This window comes from Hydrogenophaga sp. GW823-FHT04C09, assembly GCF_058796355.1.
Window position 1 is genome coordinate 405576 of sequence record NZ_JBXAIO010000001.1, and the last position, 19829, is coordinate 425404.

Below are 19829 nucleotides of genomic sequence, written 5' to 3' on the forward strand. Positions count from 1 at the left end.
CTGGGGATGTGCGCCGGCTCAGGCGGTGGCGGGCACGCGGGCCTGCATCAGGTCGATGAAACGGTCGAACAGGTAACCGATGTCGTGCGGGCCGGGCGATGCCTCGGGGTGGCCCTGAAAGCAGAAGGCCGGCTGGTCGGTGCGTGCCAGGCCTTGCAGCGTGCCGTCGAACAGGCTCACGTGCGTGGCGCGCAGCGTGGCGGGCAAGGTCTTTTCGTCGACCGCGAAGCCGTGGTTCTGGCTGGTGATGCTCACGCGGCCGTTGTCGAGGTCCTTCACCGGGTGGTTGGCACCGTGGTGGCCGAACTTCATCTTGAAGGTCTTGGCCCCACTGGCCAGCGCCAGGATCTGGTGGCCCAGGCAGATGCCGAAGGTCGGCACGCCCGCTTCGATGATCTCGCGCGTGGCGGCGACGGCGTAGTCGCAAGGCTCCGGGTCGCCAGGGCCGTTGGACAGGAACACGCCGTTGGGCTTGAGCTTGAACACGTCGGAGGCTGGCGTCTGCGCCGGCACCACGGTGATCTTGCAGCCCCGCTCGCTGAGCATGCGCAGGATGTTGTACTTCACGCCGAAGTCGTAGGCCACCACGTGGAAGCGCGGCGCGATCTGCTCGCCATAGCCGAAGCCGAGTTGCCACTCGGTCTGCGTCCAGGCGTAAGGCGCCGTGGCCGAGACCACCTTGGCAAGGTCGGTGCCGGCCATGTTCGGCGCAGCCTTGGCCGCAGCCAGGGCCTGGGCGCGGTGCGCCTCGGTGATGGCTTCGCCGGCCGGCAGGGCCAGGATGCAGCCGTTCTGCGCGCCATGCGTGCGCAGGCGGCGCGTGAGCGCCCGGGTGTCGAGGTCGGCGATGGCCACGGTGCCTTCGCGCTGAAGGTACTGCGAGAGCGTTTCGTTGCTGCGGAAGTTGGAGGCCAGCAGAGGCAGGTCTTTGATGATCAGGCCAGCGGCGTGGACGCGGCTGGCTTCCACGTCTTCGGCATTGACGCCGGTATTGCCAATGTGCGGATACGTCAGCGTGACGATCTGCTGGCAGTAGCTGGGATCGGTGAGGATTTCCTGGTAGCCGGTGAGCGAGGTGTTGAACACCACCTCGCCCGTGGTCTGACCGGTGGCGCCAATGGAAACGCCTGTAAAGACCGTGCCGTCGGCGAGCGCGAGAAGGGCTTTCGGGTGGACGGGAAGCACGGAATTCTCCAGAGTGGGGCGGCAACGTCTTCGCGCCGGCGGCAGGTGCCGCGCAGGCCTCGCACCCGCCTCGCGCCGGCCGGAGCCGGGGCAGAAACGGAGCAAAAACCTGGGGTGGTGAGCCGGGGCGCGCAGGGTTGCGCTGATTGCGGGTAAACCGTGGAATTATAGCCCGGGTCGGTCAATCGACCGACGGGTCACGAAGCCAATCCGGCTGCGCTGGCGTGCAGGCAAATGGCGGCGGCGGCGGCCACGTTGAGCGACTCTTCTCCGCCGGGCTGGGCAATGCGCACGAAAGCCCCGGCACGGGCCATCAGGGCCTCGCCCACGCCCTGCCCTTCGTGACCCAGGACCCAGGCGCAGGGCCACGGCAGCCGGGCCTGATGCAGCCAGTCGCCCTGGTGGGAACTGGTCACCAGCATCGGCACGTCCAGCGCCGCGAGATCGTCCGCTGCCAGGCCTTCGATCAAGCGCAGCCCGAAATGCGCCCCCATGCCGGCACGCACCACTTTGGGCGACCACAGCGCGGCAGTGCCCTTGAGGGCCAGCACCTGACCAAAACCGAAAGCCGAGGCGCTGCGCAGGATGGAGCCCACATTGCCCGCGTCCTGCAGGCGGTCCAGCACCACGGTGGCCGTGCCGCCCTGCACCGCCAAGCCGGGCGGCAAGGACCAGACAAAGCCCACGCCGGCGGGCGACTCCAGCCCGCTGATGCCTGCCATCAGGGCGTCGGGCAGGGTGACCACGTGATCGGTGGCATCGCGCAGGTCGTGCGGGGCCTGCGGCCAGAAGGATTCGGTGAACACCGCGGTGAGCGGACGCTGCCCGCGCGCCAGCAAGGCCCGGCAAAGGTGATCCCCCTCCAGCCAGACCTGGCCTTGCTTTCGGTAGGCGGTGCCATCCTGCACCAGCAGGCGCAGGCGTTTGAGCAGAGGGTTGTCGCGCGAAGTGATGGCCAGGGGCGATGCCGTCATGGCTCACCGCCCTCGTCCGCTGCGGGCACCACCAAGGCACGCGCGACCGGCGCGAACGAGCGCCGATGCACAGCCAGGGCGCCATGCACCCGCAAGGCCTGCATGTGTTGCGCCGTTCCGTAGCCCTTGTGCTGGTCGAATCCGTACTCGGGGTGCTGCAGGTGCAGCTCGCACAACAGGCGGTCACGCGTGACCTTGGCCAGGATGGACGCGGCCGAAATCGACGGCACCAGCGCATCGCCCGACACGATGGCCTCGGCCAGCACGTCCAGTGTCGGCAGCCGGTTGCCGTCCACCAGCACCTTGGCCGGCTTCAGGCGCAGGCCCATGACCGCCCGGCGCATGGCCAGCATGGTGGCCTGGAGAATGTTGAGCTGGTCGATCTCCTCCACCGAGGCCTGCGCCACACTGCAGCACAGCGCCTTGGCGCGGATTTCGTCATACAGTTTTTCGCGGCGCAATGCGGTCAGTTGCTTGGAGTCCGCCAGACCCTTGATGGGCGAGCGGTCGTCCAGGATCACGGCGGCGGCCACCACCGGCCCGGCCAGGGGGCCGCGCCCGGCCTCGTCCACGCCCGCGAGCAGTCCGGGCACGTCCCAGATCAGCGGGGCCTGTTCAGCCTTCAAGAACTTGTTCGATCGCATCGGTGGCCAGTTGGGCGGTGTCTCGTCTCAGTGTGTGGTGCAGGTCGGTGAATCGCTGCTGGAGTGATGCGATTTTCGCAGGTGCGTCGAGCCAGTCCAGCACCGCCCGCGACAGCGCCTGGGGTGTGGCCGCGTCCTGCAGCAGCTCGGGCACCACGAATTCGCCACACAGGATGTTGGGCAGGCCCACCCAGGGCTGCAGCTGCTTGCGCCGCATGATCTGCCACGAGAGCCAGTTCATGTTGTAGGCGATCACCATGGGCCGCTTGAACAGCGCGGCCTCCAGCGTGGCGGTGCCGCTGGCGATCAGCGTCACATCGCAGGCGGCCAGCGCGGTGTGCGACTGACCTGGGATCACCGTCAACGCGCCATCCAGCCCGGCGGCACGGGCCGCGGCCTCGATGCGCTCGCGCAGCGCTGGCACCGCCGGCACCACGAATCGAATCCCCGGGCGCTCGCGCCGAAGCCGCACGGCCGCTTCAAAAAAACGGGCGACCAGGTACTGCACCTCCGACGCGCGACTGCCCGGCAGGATGGCGACCACCGCGTCCTCCTCGCGCAGGCCCAACTGGGCGCGCGCTGCCGCGCGGTCTGGCTCCATGGGGATCACATTGGCCAGCGGATGGCCGACGTAGGTCGCCGCAATGCCATGCCGCGCCAGCAGCTCGGGCTCGAACGGAAAAATACAGAGCACGTGGTCGGCGCTGCGCCGGATCTTGTCGACCCGGTCCGCGCGCCAGGCCCAGATGGACGGGCAGACGAAGTGCACGGTGCGAATGCCCCCCGACTTCAGGTTGGCTTCCAGATCCAGATTGAAATCGGGTGCGTCCACGCCGATGAACACATCGGGGCGCGTCGATGTCAGCAAGCGCTGCTGCAACTCGGCACGGATGCCCACGATCTCGCGGTAATGGCGCAGCACCTCGACATACCCACGCACCGCGAGCTTCTCGCTGGGCCACCAGGGGTCGAAGCCCTGCGCCACCATCTGCGGGCCACCGATGCCGAACGAGTGAAGATCGGGCCAGCGCTGCCGGACACCACCCAGCAACAGACCGGCGAGCAGGTCGCCCGACGTCTCACCCGCCACGAGGGCAAAACGCTTGGACGGATTCATCAAGGCCTCAGCGGACGATGCCGCGCTGGGGCGACACCTGCCCGAGGAAGTCCAGCATCATCGCCACATCGGGCGCCGCCTCGGGCGTCTTGTCGGTCAGCCCGTGAATGCGCGCCACGGCCTCTTCCAGCTTGAGATCGTCCCGGTACAACGCCTTGTGCATGGCCTTCACGGCCGAAATGCGCTCGGGCGAAAAGCCCCGGCGGCGCAGGCCTTCGAAATTCATCGAACGCGCCTGGGCGGGCTGGCCCTGGCACATCACAAACGGGGGCAAGTCGGCAAACAGCAGCGAGCACATGGCGGTCATGGCATGCGCACCGATGCGCACGAACTGATGCGCCACGGTGAAACCGCCGAGGATCACCCAGTCATCCACCACCACGTGGCCGGCGAGCTGCGAGTTGTTGGCAAAGATGGTGTGATTGCCTACCACGCAGTCGTGCGCCAAATGCACATAGGCCATGATCCAGTTGTCGTTGCCGACCTGGGTCACCGCACGGTCGCCCGGCGAGCCGATGTTGAAGGTGCAGAACTCGCGGATCGTGTTGCGGTCACCGATGACCAGTTCGCAGGGCTCGCCCGCGTACTTCTTGTCCTGTGGAATCGCCCCCAGCGAGTTGAACTGGAAGATGCGGTTGTCGCGGCCGATGGTGGTGTGACCTTCGATCACGCAGTGGGCGCCGACCGTGGTGCCGGCACCGATCTTCACGTGTGGCCCGATCACGGTGTACGGCCCCACGCTCACCGAGCTGTCGAGTTCGGCGGCAGGGTCGACCAGCGCAGTGGGATGAATCAGAGACACGAGGCGCGCTCTCCCACGTTCAGGCGATGGTGCGCATGGTGCACATCAGTTCGGCTTCACACGCAATCTGATCGCCCACGCGCGTCACACCCTTGAACTTGAAGATGCCGGCCTTGGCGCGCTCCAGGGTCACGTCCATGATGAGCTGGTCGCCGGGTTCAACGGGGCGCTTGAAACGCGCGCCATCGATGCCCGCAAAGTAGTACACCGTCTTGTCGTCGGGCGTGACGCCCATGGTGTCGAAGGACAGCAGCGCCGCGGCCTGGGCCATGGCTTCGAGCATCAGCACCCCCGGCATGACCGGGCGATGCGGAAAGTGGCCCACGAAAAACGGCTCGTTGATGGTCACGTTCTTCAGTGCCTTGATGCTCTTGCCCTTGTCCAGCTCCAGCACGCGATCCACCAGCAAAATGGGGTATCGGTGCGGCAACTGCTTGAGAATCTGGTGGATGTCCATCATGGCTTTGAATTGTTTTGAAGGGCTTGTTCGATCGCCTGCTCCGCGGCCTTGAGGCGCTCGCGCAGGCGGTTGAGCTGCTTGAGGGAGGCAGCGTTCTTTTCCCAGCTGGCATTGTCGTCGATGGGGAACATGCCGGTGTAATGTCCTGGCTTGAGCAGGGAGCGCGTGACCACCGAGGCCGCCGAGACGTGCACACCATCAGCCAGCCGGAGGTGCCCCAGCACCACCGCGCCCCCGCCAATGGTGCAATGCGCTCCGATGGTCGCACTGCCCGCCACGCCGACACAACCGGCCATGGCGGTGTGCGCTCCCACATGCACGTTGTGGCCGATCTGGATCAGGTTGTCCAGCTTCACGCCGTCCTCGATCACGGTATCGTCCAGCGCGCCACGGTCGATGCAGGTGTTCGCACCGATCTCCACGTCGTTGCCGATGCGCACCGCACCCAGTTGCTCGATCTTGATCCATTCGCCCTGATGAGGCGCGAAACCGAAACCATCGGCCCCGATCACCGCACCGGAATGCACCACACCACGCGCGCCGATGGTGCACCGCTCACCCAGGGTGACCCGCGGATGCAACCAGGTGCCTTCGCCCACGCGTGCGCCGTCACCCAGCACGGCATGGGCGCCCACCCGGACACCGCGCGACAAATGAACATCGCGCCCCACGACTGCAAACGGCCCCACGCTCACCCCCTCGTCCACACGGGCCGAAGGATGGATGCTGGCCAGTGGATCAATGCCCTGCGCAGGCGCAGCATCGTGCTGCTGCTTCCACCACTGGGTCAGCCTGGCGAAATAGAGGTAGGGGTCGTCCGTGACGATGCAGGCGCCACGGGCCATGGCCTGGTCCTGCAAGGCCGGAGGAACGATGAGCACCTCGGCCGCCGTGCTGGCAATCTGGCCTGCGTAGCGTGCCTGTGCCACGAAGGCCAGCTCGCCCGGGCCGGCCGTGGCCACGGGGGCCAGGCGGTGAATCAGCAGGTCGGGTGAGCCGTGCCGCGCGCCGCCCAGGGCTTCAACGATGTCGCCCAGTGGCCTCGACACGGGTCGCCCTGGCGTGAACTTACTTGCCGCCGTTCAAGCCGCTCAGCACCTTGTCGGTGATGTCGTGCTTGGGGTTGATGTAGACGGCTTCCTGGATCACCAGGTCGTATTTCTCGGCCTCGGCCACCTGCTTGATCACGCGGTTGGCGCGTTCGAGCACGCTTTGCAGCTCCTCGTTCTTGCGCAGGTTGAGGTCTTCCTGGAACTCGCGCTGCTTGCGCTGGAAGTCGCGGTCCTGCTCGACGAGCTGGCGCTGGCGCGCCGCGCGCTGGGCATCCGGCAACGTGGGGGACTCACGTTCGAATTTCTCCGAAGCGGTCTTGAGCTGGGCTGCCAGACCCTGGACTTCCTTCTCGCGCCGCGAGAACTCCTGCTCCAGCTTGGTCTGTGCCGCCTTGGCCAGGTTGGCCTCGCGGAAGATGCGGTCGGTGTTCACGAAGCCGATGCGGAAGTCCTGCGCCGTGGCGGCAAAGGCCAGCAGGCCCAGCCCAGCGGCCAGCAGGAGGCGTCGGTTGAAAAGTCGGGAGAAAGTCTTCATCAAAAGGAGGTTCCGATCTGAAACTGGAATTTCTGGATTCTATCGCCAGGGAATTTCCGGATGGGGTTGGCGATGGCGAAGCGCAAGGGGCCGACGGGCGAGATCCAGCTCAGGCCCACACCCACGGAAGCGCGCAAATCGGTGGCATTTGCTCGGGTGTCATTTTCGCCGTACACGTTGCCGACGTCGATGAACCCGAACATGCGCAGGGTACGGTCATTGCCCGCGCCTGGGAAAGGCGTGATGAACTCGGCGCTGAAAGCCATGCTGCGATTGCCACCGATGTTGACCAGCTCGCCGGCCTGAACGCCCGACATGATGGGCGAGGTCGGACCCAGGGTGCCTTGGTCGAAGCCGCGCACCGAACCCAGGCCCCCCCCGTAGAAGTTCTTGAACAGCGGGAACGGACGGCCGCCCAGGCCCTTGCCATAGCCCAACTCACCGTTGAACGCGAGGGTGTACTGCTTGGTCAGCGGAATGTACTGCTGGATCTGGTAGTTGGCCTTGAGGTAGCGGGTGTCGCCGCCCACCCCGATCTCGGTGTTGAAGCGCTGCAACCGGCCCTGGGTCGGCACCAGCGCGCTGTCGCGACCGTCCCGTGACCAACCGATGGTCAGGGGCACCGAGGAGCTGGTTTCCCCGAACGTGTTCGAGTACTGCTGGTAGGCCTGTGGCAGACCCGTACCGGGTTCGATCTTGGTCTGCTCGATGCCAATGCCGAAGAACACCGTGTCCTGCTCGGTGAAGGGCACGCCGAACTTCACGCTCACACCCGGCGTGATGAGGCGGTAGTCACCACCCTGCTCGGTGTACGGCTGGGTCGTGCGGTAGTAGACGTCGAAGCTGCGCGACACGCCGTCCGGCGTGAAATACGGGTCCACCGTGCTGATCACGACCTGGCGGTTGTAGTCGCTGGTGTTGACGTCCACCCCCAGGTAGTTGCCCGAGCCGAACACGTTTTCCTGGCGGATGCCGGCAATGATCGAGAGCTTGTCGGCCTGTGAGTAGCCCGCACCCAGCGTCAGGTTGCCGGTGGGTTTTTCGGCCACGGTGATGGTCATGTCCACCTGGTCGGGCGTGCCCGGCACCGGCTGGGTATCGACCTCCACGGACGTGAAGAAGCCCAACCGGTCGACCCGGTCGCGCGACAGGCGGATGCGATCGCTGTCGTACCAGGCCGATTCCAGCTGGCGGAACTCGCGGCGGATGACTTCGTCGCGGGTGCGGTTGTTGCCTTCCACGTTGATGCGGCGCACGTACACACGGCGCGCGGGCTGCGCCCGCAGCACGAAGGCCACCTGTTTGTTCACCCGATCGATGTCGCGGCTGGCCTCGACCTGGGCGAAGGCATAACCGAAGGCGCCGAAGTAGTCGGTGAAGGCCTTCACCGTGCTGGTTTCGTCTTCCGCGTTGTAGGCCTCGCCAGCGCGCAGCGTCACGAGCGACTTGAACTCCTCTTCCCGCCCCAGGTACTCGCCCTCGAGCGCCACCGACTTGACCACGTAGCGGTCGCCTTCGGTGATGTTCAGGGTGATGGACATGCTCTCCTTGTCCGGCGCGATCGCGACCTGGGTGGAGTCGATGCGGAATTCGAGGTAGCCGCGCGTGAGGTAGTAGGAACGCAGGGTTTCGATGTCGGCGTTGAGCTTGGCACGCGAATAGCGGTCGGACTTGGTGTACCAGCTCAGCCAGCCACCGGTGTCGAGGTCGAACAGGTTGCGCAGCGTCGACTCCGAGAACGCGCGGTTGCCGACGATGCGAATCTCCCGGATCTTGGCCACGTCGCCTTCGACCACGCTGAAATTGAGGTTGACGCGGTTGCGCTCGCTCGGGGTCACGGTGGTGACGATCTGCGCGGCGTACATGCTGCGGTTGATGTACTGGCGCTTGAGCTCCTGCTCGGCGCGATCCGCCAGCGCCTTGTCGAACGGCCGGCCATCGGTCAGGCCGATGTCTCGCAGGGCCTTCTTCAGCACGGTGTCGTCAAACTCCTTGATGCCAGAGAAGCTGATGTCCGCGACCGTCGGCCGCTCTTCGACGATCACCACCAGCACGTCGCCATTGACCTGCAGGCGCACGTCGCTGAACAGGCCCAGGCCGAACAGCGAACGGATGGCGGTCGAACCCTTGTCGTCGTTGTACTGGTCACCGATGCGGAACGGCAAGGAAGCGAACACCGTACCGGGCTCGACACGCTGCAGGCCTTCGACACGGATGTCGCGCAAGGTGAAGGGGTCGACAGCCCAGGCAGGCAGGGCCGCAAGAAGGGTCGTCGCGAGCGCCGAAAGGGTCAGGCCGCGAAGTCCGAAGGATTTTATTTTCATGGAAAAGAAGCGTTCAGCCAGCCAGGCGGGCCACATCATTGAACAAGGCGACGGACATTAGCGCCATGAGAACCACGACACCCCCTCGCTGCAGGCGCTCCATCCAGACATCAGACACGCTGCGCCCAGTGACACCCTCCCAAAGATAATACATCAGGTGCCCCCCATCGAGGACCGGCAGCGGCAGCAGGTTGAGCACGCCCAGACTCACGCTGATCAGAGCGAGAAACAGCAGGTAAGAGGTGATACCGAGGCTGGCCGATTTGCCGGCGTAGTCGGCAATCGTGAGCGGGCCGCTGAGGTTCTTCACAGACGCTTCGCCGATGAGCATCCGCCCCATCATCTTGAGCGTCAGCCAGGACACCTCCCAGGTCCGGACAACCCCGTTGACCAGGCCATCGACCGCGCCGTGGCGCACGGTCGTCATCTCCGGCATGGCGCCGATGTACGCCCCGACACGCCCCACCCAGATGCCGGCCTGCTGCTCGGGCATGGGTTTGACCACCAGATGCACGACCTGCCCTGCGCGCAGCACCTCCCAGCGCTGCTCGACGGGCTGCCCGGCCGGGCCGACGGCTGCCCGGATCAGGGCCCGCAGGCTTTGCCCGTCACCCAGGGCCTGGTCGTTGACCTTGCGCACGGTGTCGCCTTCCCTCAGTCCGGCAGCGGCCGCCGCCCCACCCTCCATGACCTCGCCCACCACCGGCGCGCTCCACGGGCTGGTGATGCCGATGCGCTGGAACAGCGCAGCGTCGGCTTCCCGCACGTCCAGCTCGCTCAAGGGAAGCGTCACGGGGCGCGTCGCATCGCCTTCGCGCGACGACACCCACAGGGTCAAGTCCTCGCTCGACAGAGCGGCCTGCGTCAGGCGCCAGCGCAGGTCCTCGAAAGACGCCACCGCACTGGCTTCGGCGTCGGCCACGGCGGTCTGCGCCACCCACTCACCGCCGCGCAGGCCCGCACGCTCGGCGATCGAACCCGCCACCGGACTGGCCAGCACCGGCTTGGGCTCTTCCACACCGGTCCAGTTGACGACGGCATAAATCGCGATCGCCAGCAGCAGGTTCGCCGCGGGGCCGGCCGCGACGATGGCGGCACGCGAGCGCAGCGGCTGGGTGTTGAAGGCCAGATGGCGCTCGGCCGGGTCGACCGGTGCCTCGCGCTCATCGAGCATGCGCACATAGCCGCCCAGGGGCAACGCGCAGAGCACGAACTCGGTGGGACTGCCCTTTTTGCGCCAGGTCAGCAGCGGTTTGCCAAAACCGACCGAAAAACGCAGCACCTTCACGCCGCAGGCCACGGCCACCCGATAGTGGCCGTACTCGTGCACGGCGATCAGCAGACCGAGGGCCACGACGAAGGCAACGAGTGTGAGCATGGCGAATTCGGTTGAGAGGTGAACGGACGGGGTGGCGGCCGTCGGGCCGTCAAGCCGCCAACCGGTCGATCTGGACTTGCGCGATGGCGCGCGTTTCCGCGTCGATCGCCAGCAGGTCGTCCAGGCCCTGGGGCTTCGAGGGGGTCAGGGCCTGCAAAGTTGCATGGTTGACGACGTGGATCTGGTCGAACCGCAGCCGATGGTTCAGAAAGGCCGCCACGGCGACCTCGTTGGCGGCATTGAGCACCGCCGTCGTGCCCGCCGGGCCGCCCAGGGCATCCCAGGCGAGGCGCAGACCGGGAAAACGCCGGTCGTCCGGCTTTTCGAAACTCAGAGCCCCCAGTGAAGCGAAGTCCAGTGCGGCCGCACCGGAGACGATGCGCTCCGGCCAGGACAGGCCATAGGCGATGGGCCCCCGCATGTCGGGGGTACCCAGCTGGGCCACCACGGATCTGTCGGCGTACTGCACCATCGAATGGATCACGCTTTGCGGATGGATCACCACTTCGATCTGCGAAGCGGGCAATCCAAACAGATAGCAGGCCTCGATGACTTCCAGCGCCTTGTTCATCATGGTCGCCGAGTCCACCGAGATCTTGCGGCCCATCACCCAATTGGGATGCGCACAGGCCTGCTCCGGCGTCACCTCGTGCAAGGTCTGCGGATCGCGCGTGCGGAAAGGACCACCGGAAGCCGTGAGCACGATCTTGTCGACCCGGCGCGACCAGGTCGTGGGGTCTTCGGGCAGCGACTGAAAGACCGCCGAATGTTCGCTGTCGATGGGCAGCAGCGTCGCACCGCCTTCGCGCACCGCCCGCATGAACAGCTCGCCGCCGACCACCAGCGCCTCCTTGTTCGCCAGCAGCAGCTTCTTGCCCGCCTGCGCGGCCGCCAGGCTGGGCGAAAGACCGGCGGCTCCGACGATGGCGGCCATCACGGCATCCACCTCGGGATCGCGGCTGACGTCGCACAAGGCCTGCGCGCCCGACAGCACCTCGACCGACAGGCCGAGCTCGCGCACGCGGCCGGCCAGTTGCTGCGCATGCGCCGGGCTGGCCATGACGGCGTAGCGGGGAGCAAAGCGCTGGCATTGCGCCAGGATGGCCTCCACCTGCGTGGCGGCAGTCAGCGCAAACACGGTGTAGCGCTCAGGGTGGCGGGCGATCACGTCCAGCGTGCTGACCCCGATCGAGCCTGTGGAGCCCAGAATGGTGATGGCTTGGGGGCGGGTCATGGCAATCAGACGGTGATGAGCATCATGGCCAGCGGCAACACGGGCAGCAAGGCGTCGACGCGATCGAGCACGCCGCCATGGCCGGGGAGCAGCTGGCTGGAATCCTTGGCTCCGGCACTGCGCTTGACCAGCGACTCCACCAGATCACCGACCACGCTCATGGTGACGAGAAACACCAGCGACAGCACCGCCAGCGCCGGCCCCAGAGCCCAGAGCCGCGCATACAGGCTGGTGCCTTGCGCATCGGCCCAGAGCCAGCAGGCCGCCAACACAAAGACCCCCAGCAATCCACTGATGGCGCCCTCCCAGCTCTTGCCCGGGCTGATGGTGGGAGCGAGCTTGCGCCGCCCCAGGGCCTTGCCACCAAAATAGGCGGCGATGTCGGCCGTCCAGACCAGCAGCAGCACGGAGAGCAGAAAGCCCAGACCTTCCAGGCGCGCGTGCACCATGGCCAGCCAGGCACAGGCGATGAGTGCCAGCCCCACCCAGAGGCGCAGGCCGACCGGCCATGCGCTCCAGCCTTTCACGCCACGGCCCAGCATCACGACAGCGAGCAACACCCAGGCGGCCCCCACGGCCAGCCAGAGCGGGCGCAGCGACAGGTTCAGGCCACCGGCCCACCAGACCACCGCCATCAGGACACCCAGACCCAGGCCCAGACCCAGCGAGAGCGAAGAGCCGCAGCCATTGAGGCGAGCCCATTCCCAGCCGCCCGCCACGATCAGCAGCAGGGTCAGGGCGGCAAAAGGCTCGATCGAGGGGTTAAACAGCGCGGGCAGCAGAACGGCCAGCAACAGCACAGCCGTGATGATGCGCTGCTTAAGCATGTCGCTGGCCCACCGCGACCACCTCGGGCTCGACCTCGGCCCGTTGCTCGGCGGTCTGGCCGAAGCGGCGCTCGCGCCGGGCGAATTCGGCCAATGCGCGGTCCAGTTCGGCCGCATCGAAATCGGGCCAGAGGCAGTCGGTGAACAGCAGCTCCGTGTAGGCCGACTGCCAGAGAAGGAAGTTGCTGATGCGCAGCTCACCACCGGTGCGGATCAACAGATCCGGGTCGTCCACGTGGGCCAGCGCCATCGCACCTGACAAGCTTTGCTCGGTGATCTCCACGCCTTGCTGGGCGAGGCGCCGGGCGGCCTGGGCGATGTCCCAGCGCCCGCCATAGTTGAAGCACACGTTCAAGACCAGGGTGTGGTTGTGCGCGGTCTCGCGCTCGGCCGCCTCCAGGCCTTGCACCACCCGCGTCGACAGGCCTTCCCGGTTGCCTGGGAAATGCAGTTGCACGCCACTCTTTTTCAGGCTGGGAACCTCGCGCGACAACGCCATGGCGAGCAAATCCATGAGGCCCGAGACCTCTTCCACCGGGCGGTTCCAGTTTTCGGACGAGAACGCGAAGACGGAGAGCACGGGCACGCCTCGCTCGATGCACGCCTTGACCACCCCGCGCAGCGCGTCCACGCCCTGCTTGTGCCCGGCCGCGCGCGGCAGCCAGCGCTTCTGCGCCCAGCGGCCATTGCCGTCCATGACGATGGCCACATGGCCAGGCAGTTTCGCCGGCACGGAGGGGTGAGTTGCAGCAGATGCCATGGCCAGGGTCGATAGAAGGGGCGGATCAGACCGCCATGATGTCCTGCTCTTTGGAGGCCACCAGCCGGTCCACCTCGGCAATCATGCGGTCGGTGAGCTTCTGGATGTCTTCCTGCGAGCGGCGGTCGTCGTCTTCGGACGCCAGCTTTTCCTTGACCAGCTTCTTCACCGATTCGTTGGCGTCGCGCCGGAGGTTGCGCACCGCGATCTTGGCGGCTTCGCCCTCACCCCGGACCACCTTGGTGAGCTCCTTGCGGCGCTCCTCGGTCATGGGAGGCATGGGAACGCGGATCAGGTCGCCCTGGCTGGAAGGATTCAGGCCCAGATCCGACTCGCGAATGGCCTTCTCGATCTTGGCGCCCATGCCTTTTTCCCACGGCGACACGCCGATGGTGCGCGCGTCGAGCAACGTCAGGTTGGCGACCTGGGACAGCGGCAGCATGGAGCCGTAATACTCCACGTGCACGGTGTCCAGCAGGGCGGGGTTGGGCCGGCCGGTGCGGACCTTGGTCAAACTGTTCTTGAGCGCTTCCACCGATTGAAGCATCTTGTGCTCAGCGGTTTTGCGGATGTCGTCGGTGCTCATGAAAACTCCTCAATGCAGCAGAAAATGGAATGCCGTGTGGGCATCAGACGTGAACCAGCGTGCCCTCATCGCCTCCCAGCACCACCTTGCGCAGCGCGCCGGGCTTGAAGATCGAGAACACCTTCACGGGCAGTTTCTGGTCGCGGCACAGGGCAAAGGCGGTGGCGTCCATCACCTGCAGGTTCTTGCTCATGGCCTCGTCGAAGGAAATGGTGGTGTAGCGCGTGGCGCTGGGGTCCTTGTTCGGATCGGCGGTATAGACGCCATCGACCTTGGTGGCCTTGAGCACGATCTCGGCGCCGATCTCGGCTCCGCGCAGCGCCGCGGCGGTGTCGGTGGTGAAGAAGGGGTTGCCGGTGCCGGCGGCGAAGACCACGACCTTGCCCTCTTCGAGGTATTGCAAGGCCTTGGGGCGAACGTAGGGCTCGACCACCTGCTCGATGGCAATGGCCGACATCACGCGGGCGACCAGGCCGGCCTTGTCCATGGTGTCGGCGAGGGCCAGCGAATTCATCACGGTGGCAAGCATGCCCATGTAATCGGCGGTGGCGCGGTCCATGCCGACCGAGCCCCCGGCCACGCCGCGGAAGATGTTGCCGCCACCGATGACGATGGCCACCTGGACGCCCAGGCGGGTGACTTCGGCGATTTCTTCCACCATGCGCACGATGGTGGCTCGGTTGATGCCGAAAGCGTCATCGCCCATGAGGGCCTCTCCCGACAGTTTCAACAGAATCCGTTTGTAGGCTGGCATGAGGCAACTTTCAGGAAATCGATAAACAAAGATTCAACCGGCAAGTGTAGCGAGGAGCCCGCATTCACCTGCCGCTTCGGGGCGTAAATAAGCCCCATACGGCACAACGGGCCTTGCGGCCCGTTGTCTCGTCCAGTCTCGGCAGGATCAGGCGCCCTTGGCGGCAGCCACTTGCGCGGCCACTTCCGCCGCGAAGTCGTCGACCTTCTTCTCGATGCCTTCGCCCACCACGAACAGGGTGAAGCCCTTCACGTTGGTGCCAGCGGTCTTGAGCATCGCGCCCACGGTCTGCTTGCCATCGGCGGCCTTCACGAAAACCTGGTCGAACAGCGACACTTCCTTGAGGTACTTCTGCACCGAGCCTTCCACCATCTTGGCGACGATGTCGGCAGGCTTGCCCGATTCGGCGGCCTTGGCGGCGGCCACCGAGCGCTCGCGCTCGATCAGCTCCGCAGGCACGTCGGCCGAGGTCAGCGACACCGGCTTCATCGCGGCCACGTGCATGGCGACGTCCTTGGCCGCCACGGCATCGCCTTCGAACTCCACCACCACGCCGATGCGGGTGCCGTGCAGGTAACCAGCGAGCTGGCCGCCGTTGGCCCAGTGCTTGAAGCGGCGGAACGACATGTTTTCGCCGATCTTGCCGATCAGGCCCTTGCGCACGTCTTCCAGCGTGGGGCCGAAGCCGTCCTGGCTGTAGGGCAGCGCGCCCAGGGCTTCCAGGTCGGCGGGGTTGTGTGCCGCCACCAGCTGGGCGGCCGCGTTGGCCAGCGCCAGGAAGCTGTCGTTCTTGGTGACGAAGTCGGTTTCGCAGTTGACTTCGATCAGCGCGCCGGTGGTGCCGTTGATGGAACTGGCCACGACGCCTTCGGCGGTGACGCGGCTGGCGGCCTTGCCGGCCTTGGTGCCGAGCTTGACGCGCAGCAGCTCTTCCGCCTTGGCCATGTCGCCGTCGGCTTCGGTCAGGGCTTTCTTGCACTCCATCATGGGTGCGTCGGTCTTGGCGCGCAGTTCGGCGACCATGCTTGCGGTAATTGCCATTTCAGTTTCTCCGTTCGCCGTTGTGCCCCGGCGGGCAGAACGGTCTGTTTCAATGATCGGGTGGCCTTATGAAAAAGGGGCTACAGGAGCCCCTCTTTCACGCAAGAGTCAGGCTCAGGCGGAAGCGTCTTCCTTGACTTCCACGAATTCGTCAGCGCCTTCGGCGGCCACGGCCTTGACGACATCGTTCACCGCGTTGCTGCGGCCTTCGATGATGGCATCGGCGATGCCACGGGCGTACAGGGCCACGGCACGGGCCGAGTCGTCGTTGCCGGGGATGACGTAGTCAATGCCCACGGGCGAGTGGTTGGTGTCGACCACGCCCACCAGCGGGATGCCCAGCTTCTGGGCTTCGAGCACGGCGATCTTGTGGAAGCCCACGTCGATGACGAAGATGGCATCGGGCAGCGCATTCATGTCCTGAATGCCGCCGATGTCCTTCTCGAGCTTTTCCATTTCGCGAGCAAACATCAGCTGCTCTTTCTTGGTCATGCTGTCCAGACCGGCTTCCTTCTGGGCTTGCATGTCCTTCAGGCGCTTGATGGAGGTCTTGACCGTCTTGAAATTGGTCAGCATGCCGCCCAGCCAGCGCTGGTCCACGAAAGGCACGCCGGCGCGGCGGGCTTCCTGGGCCACGATGTCGCGCGACTGGCGCTTGGTACCCACCATCAGGATGGTGCCGCGGTTGGCGGAGAGCTGGCGCACGAACTTGGCGGCCTCTTCGAACAGGGGCAGCGTCTTTTCGAGGTTGACGATGTGGATTTTGTTGCGATGGCCGAAGATGTACGGTGCCATCTTGGGGTTCCAGAAGCGGGTCTGGTGTCCAAAGTGGACACCGGCTTCCAGCATTTCGCGCATGGAGATAGACATGAGTTAACTTTCCAGAGGTTGAGTCTAAAATCCAGCCCCGATCACCTGTGCATTGAACGGACCGCTGACGGTCCTGGTGCTTCAGGCAACACCCGGTTGGGCTGGTTTGCGATTTCGCCCTGCAAATGCGGCAAGAACGGTGTTCGAGCCAGCCATCTGCAAAGCCCGTCGATTATAGCAGCCCGACCGATCCCGTCCTACTTTCGCTCTCTGGACCGCGCTCCGAATGGAATCGCGTCCGGGGTGTTTCTGCGCCACAACCCATGCCCGATGTCCCGTTGACCGTCGATTGCCCACCCCCTTCCCACCCAGGGGCGCCCTCTGCACCCGTCGGGGGCGCATCTTGAGGGTCGCGGTGGTGGGCGCGGGTGTGATCGGCACCACAACCGCGTTCGAACTGACGCGCGACGGCCATGAAGTCACGGTGTTCGAGCGCCGCAGCACCGTGGCCGAAGAAGCCAGCTTTGCCAGCGGCGCGCTCGTCGCCGCAGGTTGGACGGCCGCCTGGAACCGGCCGGAACGCAGCCTGCGCATGCCCTGGGCCTCGCGCCCGGGAGGACTGAAGCTGGCCCGGTTGCCACGCGGCGGAGAGTGGCGCTGGATCTGGCGCTGGCTGCAGGCGGGCCAAGGCCCACGCCAGGCCGAACACCACCGGCAGATGCACCAATGGGTGCAGTACAGCCAGCAGCGCCTGCTGGAAATCACCGAGGAACGGGACCTCGACCATGACCGCAGCCAGGGCATGCTGGTGCTCTGGCGCCATCCGCGGGAGGCGGAGCAAGCCCAGCCCGCCTTGCAACAGATGAAGGACCTCGGGATCGCCTGCCGTGAACTCTCGGCCGATCAGGCCCGCGCGCTCGAACCCGCCCTGAATCCTGAAACGCCGTTGCACGGTGCGGTCGAACTGGGCGGGGAAGCCGCGGCCAATTGCCGGGAATTCGCGCTGTCGATCCGCGTCGAGGCCCAGCAACTCGGTTGCCGCTTCGTGTTCAGCACGTCGGTGGACGCCATCGAAACCCTGGGCCCCACGGGTGGTGTGAACCTGCGGCTCTCGAGCGCGGGCACCCCGGATGCCAACGACGTGCAACGCTTCGACGCGGTGGTGGTGTGCGCGGGGGTGCACAGCGCGCGCCTGCTGCACCCACTTGGGCTGCGCCTGCCTTTGCAGCCCGTCTACAGCCACTCGCTCAGTGCTGCGGTGCGTGAGCCGCTGGACGCCCCGCAGTCGGCGGTGCTGGACGCCGGCCATGGCATCTCGATCGCCCGACTGGGCCAGCGCATTCGCGTGGCCGGCGGCAGTGAGTTCGGCGCCACGCCCGGCCAGCCTTCCAAAGCCACGCTGAAACGGCTTTACGGCGTGCTGGCGGACTGGTTTCCCGGTGCCGTGCGTCTGGGTGGCCCCCGGGGCAGCGTGCAGGAATGGCAAGGCGCCCAGGCCACACTGCCCGATGGCCCTCCAGTGCTGGGTGCCACGCGCCAACCCGGCGTGTGGCTGAACCTGGGCCACGGCGGCGCCGGCTGGGCGATGGCCTGCGGCACCGCCCGGGCGCTGGCCGATCAGCTGTCAGGGCGTTCAGCCGAGATCGACATCACCGGCAGCTCGCCCCAGCGCTTCGGTCTCTGAAACCATCCGCGGGCGGTCAGCGCCCGCGCGCAAACATGTTGAAATGCGCCCATTCCTTGAGAGGAGCGAGACCTTGGACACGCGCAGCTTCAACACAGGCACCCGCCTGCACCCGGTGTCCGGCACCGGCCGCGCTGCCTTGTACGGCAGCGCCGCCACGCGGCAGATCGAGCAGCAGGCCGCTTCCACCCTCCCCCACCACACCTTGATGTCGCGCGCCGGCCTGGCGGTGGCGCGGCTCGCACGCGCGCTGCAACCGCACGCGCGGTGCATCTGGGTCGCCTGCGGGCCCGGCAACAACGGGGGCGACGGCCTGGTCGCGGCCACCCACCTGCACCAGTGGGCGCAGGAACGGGGTGGCTTTCCCGAAGTGGTCGTGACACATGCGGTGCGGGATGAGACCCGGATGCCGGCCGACGCCCGTCAGGCCCTGCAGGCCGCGCGCGCCGCCGGCGTGCCGTTCAGCGACGGGCCGCCGACGCGCTTCGATCTCGCCATCGATGCCCTGTTCGGCATCGGCCCGCAAAGGGCGTTGGAGGGAGCTCTCGCCCCATGGCTGGACCTGCTTCGCTCCTGCGCCCAGCCCGTGCTCTGCGTCGATGTCCCCAGTGGGCTGGACGCCGACACAGGCGTCCTGGCGGCCCTGAACGCCCCGTCCCTGGCACCGCCGGGGCCGCGCCACACGCTGTCGCTGCTCACCCTGAAACCCGGTTTGTTCACCGGCACCGGACGCGATGCCGCCGGCAGCGTCTGGTTCGACGACCTGGAGGTCCCGCCAGCGACCGCCGTGCCTGTGACCGCCTGGCTGGCCGGGCAGCCCCAGACCACGGGCACACGGCCGCATGCCAGTCACAAGGGCAGCTTCGGCGACGTGCTGGTGCTCGGTGGCCAAGGCATCGCCGTGCAGGGCGCGGGCATGACCGGTGCCGCCGTGCTCGCCGCCCGGGCCGCGCTGCACGCCGGCGCGGGCCGCGTGTTCGTCGGTCTGCTCGAAGGTGATGCAAGCAGCCCGACGCCTTGGGACCCCGCCTGCCCCGAACTCATGTTCCGCCGTCCGCAGCGGCTGCTGGAGCCCGGCGTCCTCGAAACCGCGAGTGTCGTCTGCGGTTGCGGCGGCGGTGCCTCGGTGGCTGCTCTGCTGCCGCGCGTGCTCTCGGGCGCCCGAACGCTGGTGCTCGACGCCGACGCGCTCAATGCCATCGCCACCGACACCGCGCTGCAAACCCTGCTCGGCCACCGCCACGGCCGGGGCAGGACAACGGTGCTCACCCCGCATCCCCTGGAAGCCGCGCGCCTGCTGGGCACCACGACCCCCGAGGTCATGGCCCATCGATTGAAGGCTGCACAGGCGCTGGCCGATCGCTTCGGCGCGTTGTGCGTGCTCAAGGGCTCGGGCTCGGTGTTGGCCTCGCCCGGCGACGTGCCGCTCATCAACGCCAGCGGAAACGCCGCCCTGGCCACCGCCGGCACGGGCGATGTGCTCGCCGGCATGATCGGCAGCGCGATCGCGCCAGCCGGGCTCTCGGGCGAAGGGGTGCGGGACAGGGTCGCTGCGGCCGTGCATCAGCACGGCTGGCTGGCCGACCACTGGGACGATGGCGCTGCCCCTGGGCTCACGGCCGGGCGCCTGGCGGCGCGGGTGCGGCCACCGGGCTGAAAGCC

The 19829-nt window shown here is 66.7% G+C and carries 19 protein-coding genes; 2 read left to right on the top strand and 17 right to left on the bottom strand.

Translation table 11 applies throughout. The annotated features are described in order from the left end of the window. Positions 1-18: 18 nt before the first annotated feature. The 17 genes from carA to rpsB form a co-directional block, all read right to left on the bottom strand. A complete protein-coding gene (carA, locus tag AC1Q9M_RS01710) occupies positions 19-1185 on the bottom strand; it encodes a glutamine-hydrolyzing carbamoyl-phosphate synthase small subunit (RefSeq protein ID WP_382324401.1) in 1167 nt (388 codons plus the stop codon). A 197-nt stretch (positions 1186-1382) separates the two neighbouring features. Next, positions 1383-2159, bottom strand: coding sequence for a TrmH family RNA methyltransferase (locus AC1Q9M_RS01715; protein ID WP_382324399.1), 777 nt, complete (start codon positions 2157-2159; stop codon positions 1383-1385). Next, complete coding sequence (gene rnhB / locus AC1Q9M_RS01720; protein WP_382158471.1) at positions 2156-2803, bottom strand: ribonuclease HII; 648 nt, start codon at positions 2801-2803, stop codon at positions 2156-2158. Before rnhB ends, AC1Q9M_RS01715 begins: the two co-directional genes overlap by 4 nt. Further along, positions 2775-3920, bottom strand: coding sequence for a lipid-A-disaccharide synthase (gene lpxB / locus AC1Q9M_RS01725; RefSeq protein WP_382324397.1), 1146 nt, complete (start codon positions 3918-3920; stop codon positions 2775-2777). The genes rnhB and lpxB overlap by 29 nt, the downstream gene beginning before the upstream one ends. Positions 3921-3927: 7 nt before the next feature. Next, entirely contained in the window at positions 3928-4722 is a 795-nt protein-coding gene (gene lpxA / locus AC1Q9M_RS01730) for an acyl-ACP--UDP-N-acetylglucosamine O-acyltransferase (RefSeq protein ID WP_382324395.1), read from the bottom strand. A 19-nt stretch (positions 4723-4741) separates the two neighbouring features. Then, positions 4742-5182 carry a 3-hydroxyacyl-ACP dehydratase FabZ gene (gene fabZ, locus AC1Q9M_RS01735; RefSeq protein ID WP_291121647.1) on the bottom strand — a complete coding sequence of 147 codons (441 nt, stop codon included), beginning with the start codon at positions 5180-5182 and terminating at the stop codon, positions 4742-4744. Then, positions 5179-6231: a UDP-3-O-(3-hydroxymyristoyl)glucosamine N-acyltransferase gene (gene lpxD / locus AC1Q9M_RS01740; protein ID WP_382326811.1), complete on the bottom strand. Its 1053-nt coding sequence runs from the start codon at positions 6229-6231 to the stop codon at positions 5179-5181. Before lpxD ends, fabZ begins: the two co-directional genes overlap by 4 nt. Before the next feature lie 19 nt (positions 6232-6250). Further along, complete coding sequence (locus AC1Q9M_RS01745) at positions 6251-6769, bottom strand: OmpH/Skp family outer membrane protein (protein ID WP_382158478.1); 519 nt, start codon at positions 6767-6769, stop codon at positions 6251-6253. Further along, complete coding sequence (bamA, locus tag AC1Q9M_RS01750; protein WP_382158480.1) at positions 6769-9093, bottom strand: outer membrane protein assembly factor BamA; 2325 nt, start codon at positions 9091-9093, stop codon at positions 6769-6771. Before bamA ends, AC1Q9M_RS01745 begins: the two co-directional genes overlap by 1 nt. A gap of 13 nt (positions 9094-9106) precedes the next feature. Further along, positions 9107-10471, bottom strand: coding sequence for an RIP metalloprotease RseP (rseP, locus tag AC1Q9M_RS01755; RefSeq protein WP_444686411.1), 1365 nt, complete (start codon positions 10469-10471; stop codon positions 9107-9109). A 49-nt stretch (positions 10472-10520) separates the two neighbouring features. Then, positions 10521-11705, bottom strand: a complete 1185-nt coding sequence (gene ispC, locus AC1Q9M_RS01760) for a 1-deoxy-D-xylulose-5-phosphate reductoisomerase (RefSeq protein WP_492432125.1) — start codon at positions 11703-11705, stop codon at positions 10521-10523. A 5-nt stretch (positions 11706-11710) separates the two neighbouring features. Then, a complete protein-coding gene (locus AC1Q9M_RS01765; RefSeq protein WP_382324389.1) occupies positions 11711-12532 on the bottom strand; it encodes a phosphatidate cytidylyltransferase in 822 nt (273 codons plus the stop codon). Next, positions 12525-13292, bottom strand: coding sequence for a polyprenyl diphosphate synthase (gene uppS / locus AC1Q9M_RS01770; RefSeq protein ID WP_444686410.1), 768 nt, complete (start codon positions 13290-13292; stop codon positions 12525-12527). The genes AC1Q9M_RS01765 and uppS overlap by 8 nt, the downstream gene beginning before the upstream one ends. Positions 13293-13317: 25 nt before the next feature. Continuing rightward, positions 13318-13878, bottom strand: a complete 561-nt coding sequence (gene frr / locus AC1Q9M_RS01775; RefSeq protein WP_382158489.1) for a ribosome recycling factor — start codon at positions 13876-13878, stop codon at positions 13318-13320. Between the two features lie 43 nt (positions 13879-13921). Then, on the bottom strand, positions 13922-14632 hold the full coding sequence (gene pyrH / locus AC1Q9M_RS01780) for a UMP kinase (protein ID WP_291121862.1): 711 nt from the start codon (positions 14630-14632) through the stop codon (positions 13922-13924). Between the two features lie 147 nt (positions 14633-14779). Next, complete coding sequence (tsf, locus tag AC1Q9M_RS01785; RefSeq protein ID WP_492432128.1) at positions 14780-15673, bottom strand: translation elongation factor Ts; 894 nt, start codon at positions 15671-15673, stop codon at positions 14780-14782. A 114-nt stretch (positions 15674-15787) separates the two neighbouring features. After that, on the bottom strand, positions 15788-16543 hold the full coding sequence (rpsB, locus tag AC1Q9M_RS01790; protein ID WP_291121864.1) for a 30S ribosomal protein S2: 756 nt from the start codon (positions 16541-16543) through the stop codon (positions 15788-15790). A gap of 226 nt (positions 16544-16769) precedes the next feature. Here rpsB and AC1Q9M_RS01795 point away from each other — a divergent pair, with 226 nt between their 5' ends. Both AC1Q9M_RS01795 and AC1Q9M_RS01800 read left to right on the top strand, forming a co-directional pair. Next, positions 16770-18167, top strand: a complete 1398-nt coding sequence (locus AC1Q9M_RS01795) for an FAD-dependent oxidoreductase (protein WP_492432130.1) — start codon at positions 16770-16772, stop codon at positions 18165-18167. 106 nt (positions 18168-18273) lie between these two features. After that, the gene (locus AC1Q9M_RS01800) at positions 18274-19824 is read left to right on the top strand and encodes an NAD(P)H-hydrate dehydratase (RefSeq protein WP_492432686.1); all 1551 of its coding nucleotides are present in this window, start codon (positions 18274-18276) and stop codon (positions 19822-19824) included. Positions 19825-19829: the final 5 nt, after the last annotated feature.

What these genes read in the sequence shown, in the direction of transcription:
- AC1Q9M_RS01715 (WP_382324399.1), bottom strand. Translation starts at nt 2,159, where the DNA reads ATGACGGCATCGCCCCTGGCCATCACTTCGCGCGACAACCCTCTGCTC.
- rnhB (WP_382158471.1), bottom strand. Translation starts at nt 2,803, where the DNA reads ATGCGATCGAACAAGTTCTTGAAGGCTGAACAGGCCCCGCTGATCTGG.
- lpxB (WP_382324397.1), bottom strand. Translation starts at nt 3,920, where the DNA reads ATGAATCCGTCCAAGCGTTTTGCCCTCGTGGCGGGTGAGACGTCGGGC.
- fabZ (WP_291121647.1), bottom strand. Translation starts at nt 5,182, where the DNA reads ATGATGGACATCCACCAGATTCTCAAGCAGTTGCCGCACCGATACCCC.
- AC1Q9M_RS01745 (WP_382158478.1), bottom strand. Translation starts at nt 6,769, where the DNA reads ATGAAGACTTTCTCCCGACTTTTCAACCGACGCCTCCTGCTGGCCGCT.
- bamA (WP_382158480.1), bottom strand. Translation starts at nt 9,093, where the DNA reads ATGAAAATAAAATCCTTCGGACTTCGCGGCCTGACCCTTTCGGCGCTC.
- rseP (WP_444686411.1), bottom strand. Translation starts at nt 10,471, where the DNA reads ATGCTCACACTCGTTGCCTTCGTCGTGGCCCTCGGTCTGCTGATCGCC.
- ispC (WP_492432125.1), bottom strand. Translation starts at nt 11,705, where the DNA reads ATGACCCGCCCCCAAGCCATCACCATTCTGGGCTCCACAGGCTCGATC.
- AC1Q9M_RS01765 (WP_382324389.1), bottom strand. Translation starts at nt 12,532, where the DNA reads ATGCTTAAGCAGCGCATCATCACGGCTGTGCTGTTGCTGGCCGTTCTG.
- uppS (WP_444686410.1), bottom strand. Translation starts at nt 13,292, where the DNA reads ATGGCATCTGCTGCAACTCACCCCTCCGTGCCGGCGAAACTGCCTGGC.
- frr (WP_382158489.1), bottom strand. Translation starts at nt 13,878, where the DNA reads ATGAGCACCGACGACATCCGCAAAACCGCTGAGCACAAGATGCTTCAA.
- pyrH (WP_291121862.1), bottom strand. Translation starts at nt 14,632, where the DNA reads ATGCCAGCCTACAAACGGATTCTGTTGAAACTGTCGGGAGAGGCCCTC.
- tsf (WP_492432128.1), bottom strand. Translation starts at nt 15,673, where the DNA reads ATGGCAATTACCGCAAGCATGGTCGCCGAACTGCGCGCCAAGACCGAC.
- rpsB (WP_291121864.1), bottom strand. Translation starts at nt 16,543, where the DNA reads ATGTCTATCTCCATGCGCGAAATGCTGGAAGCCGGTGTCCACTTTGGA.
- AC1Q9M_RS01795 (WP_492432130.1), top strand. Translation starts at nt 16,770, where the DNA reads ATGGAATCGCGTCCGGGGTGTTTCTGCGCCACAACCCATGCCCGATGT.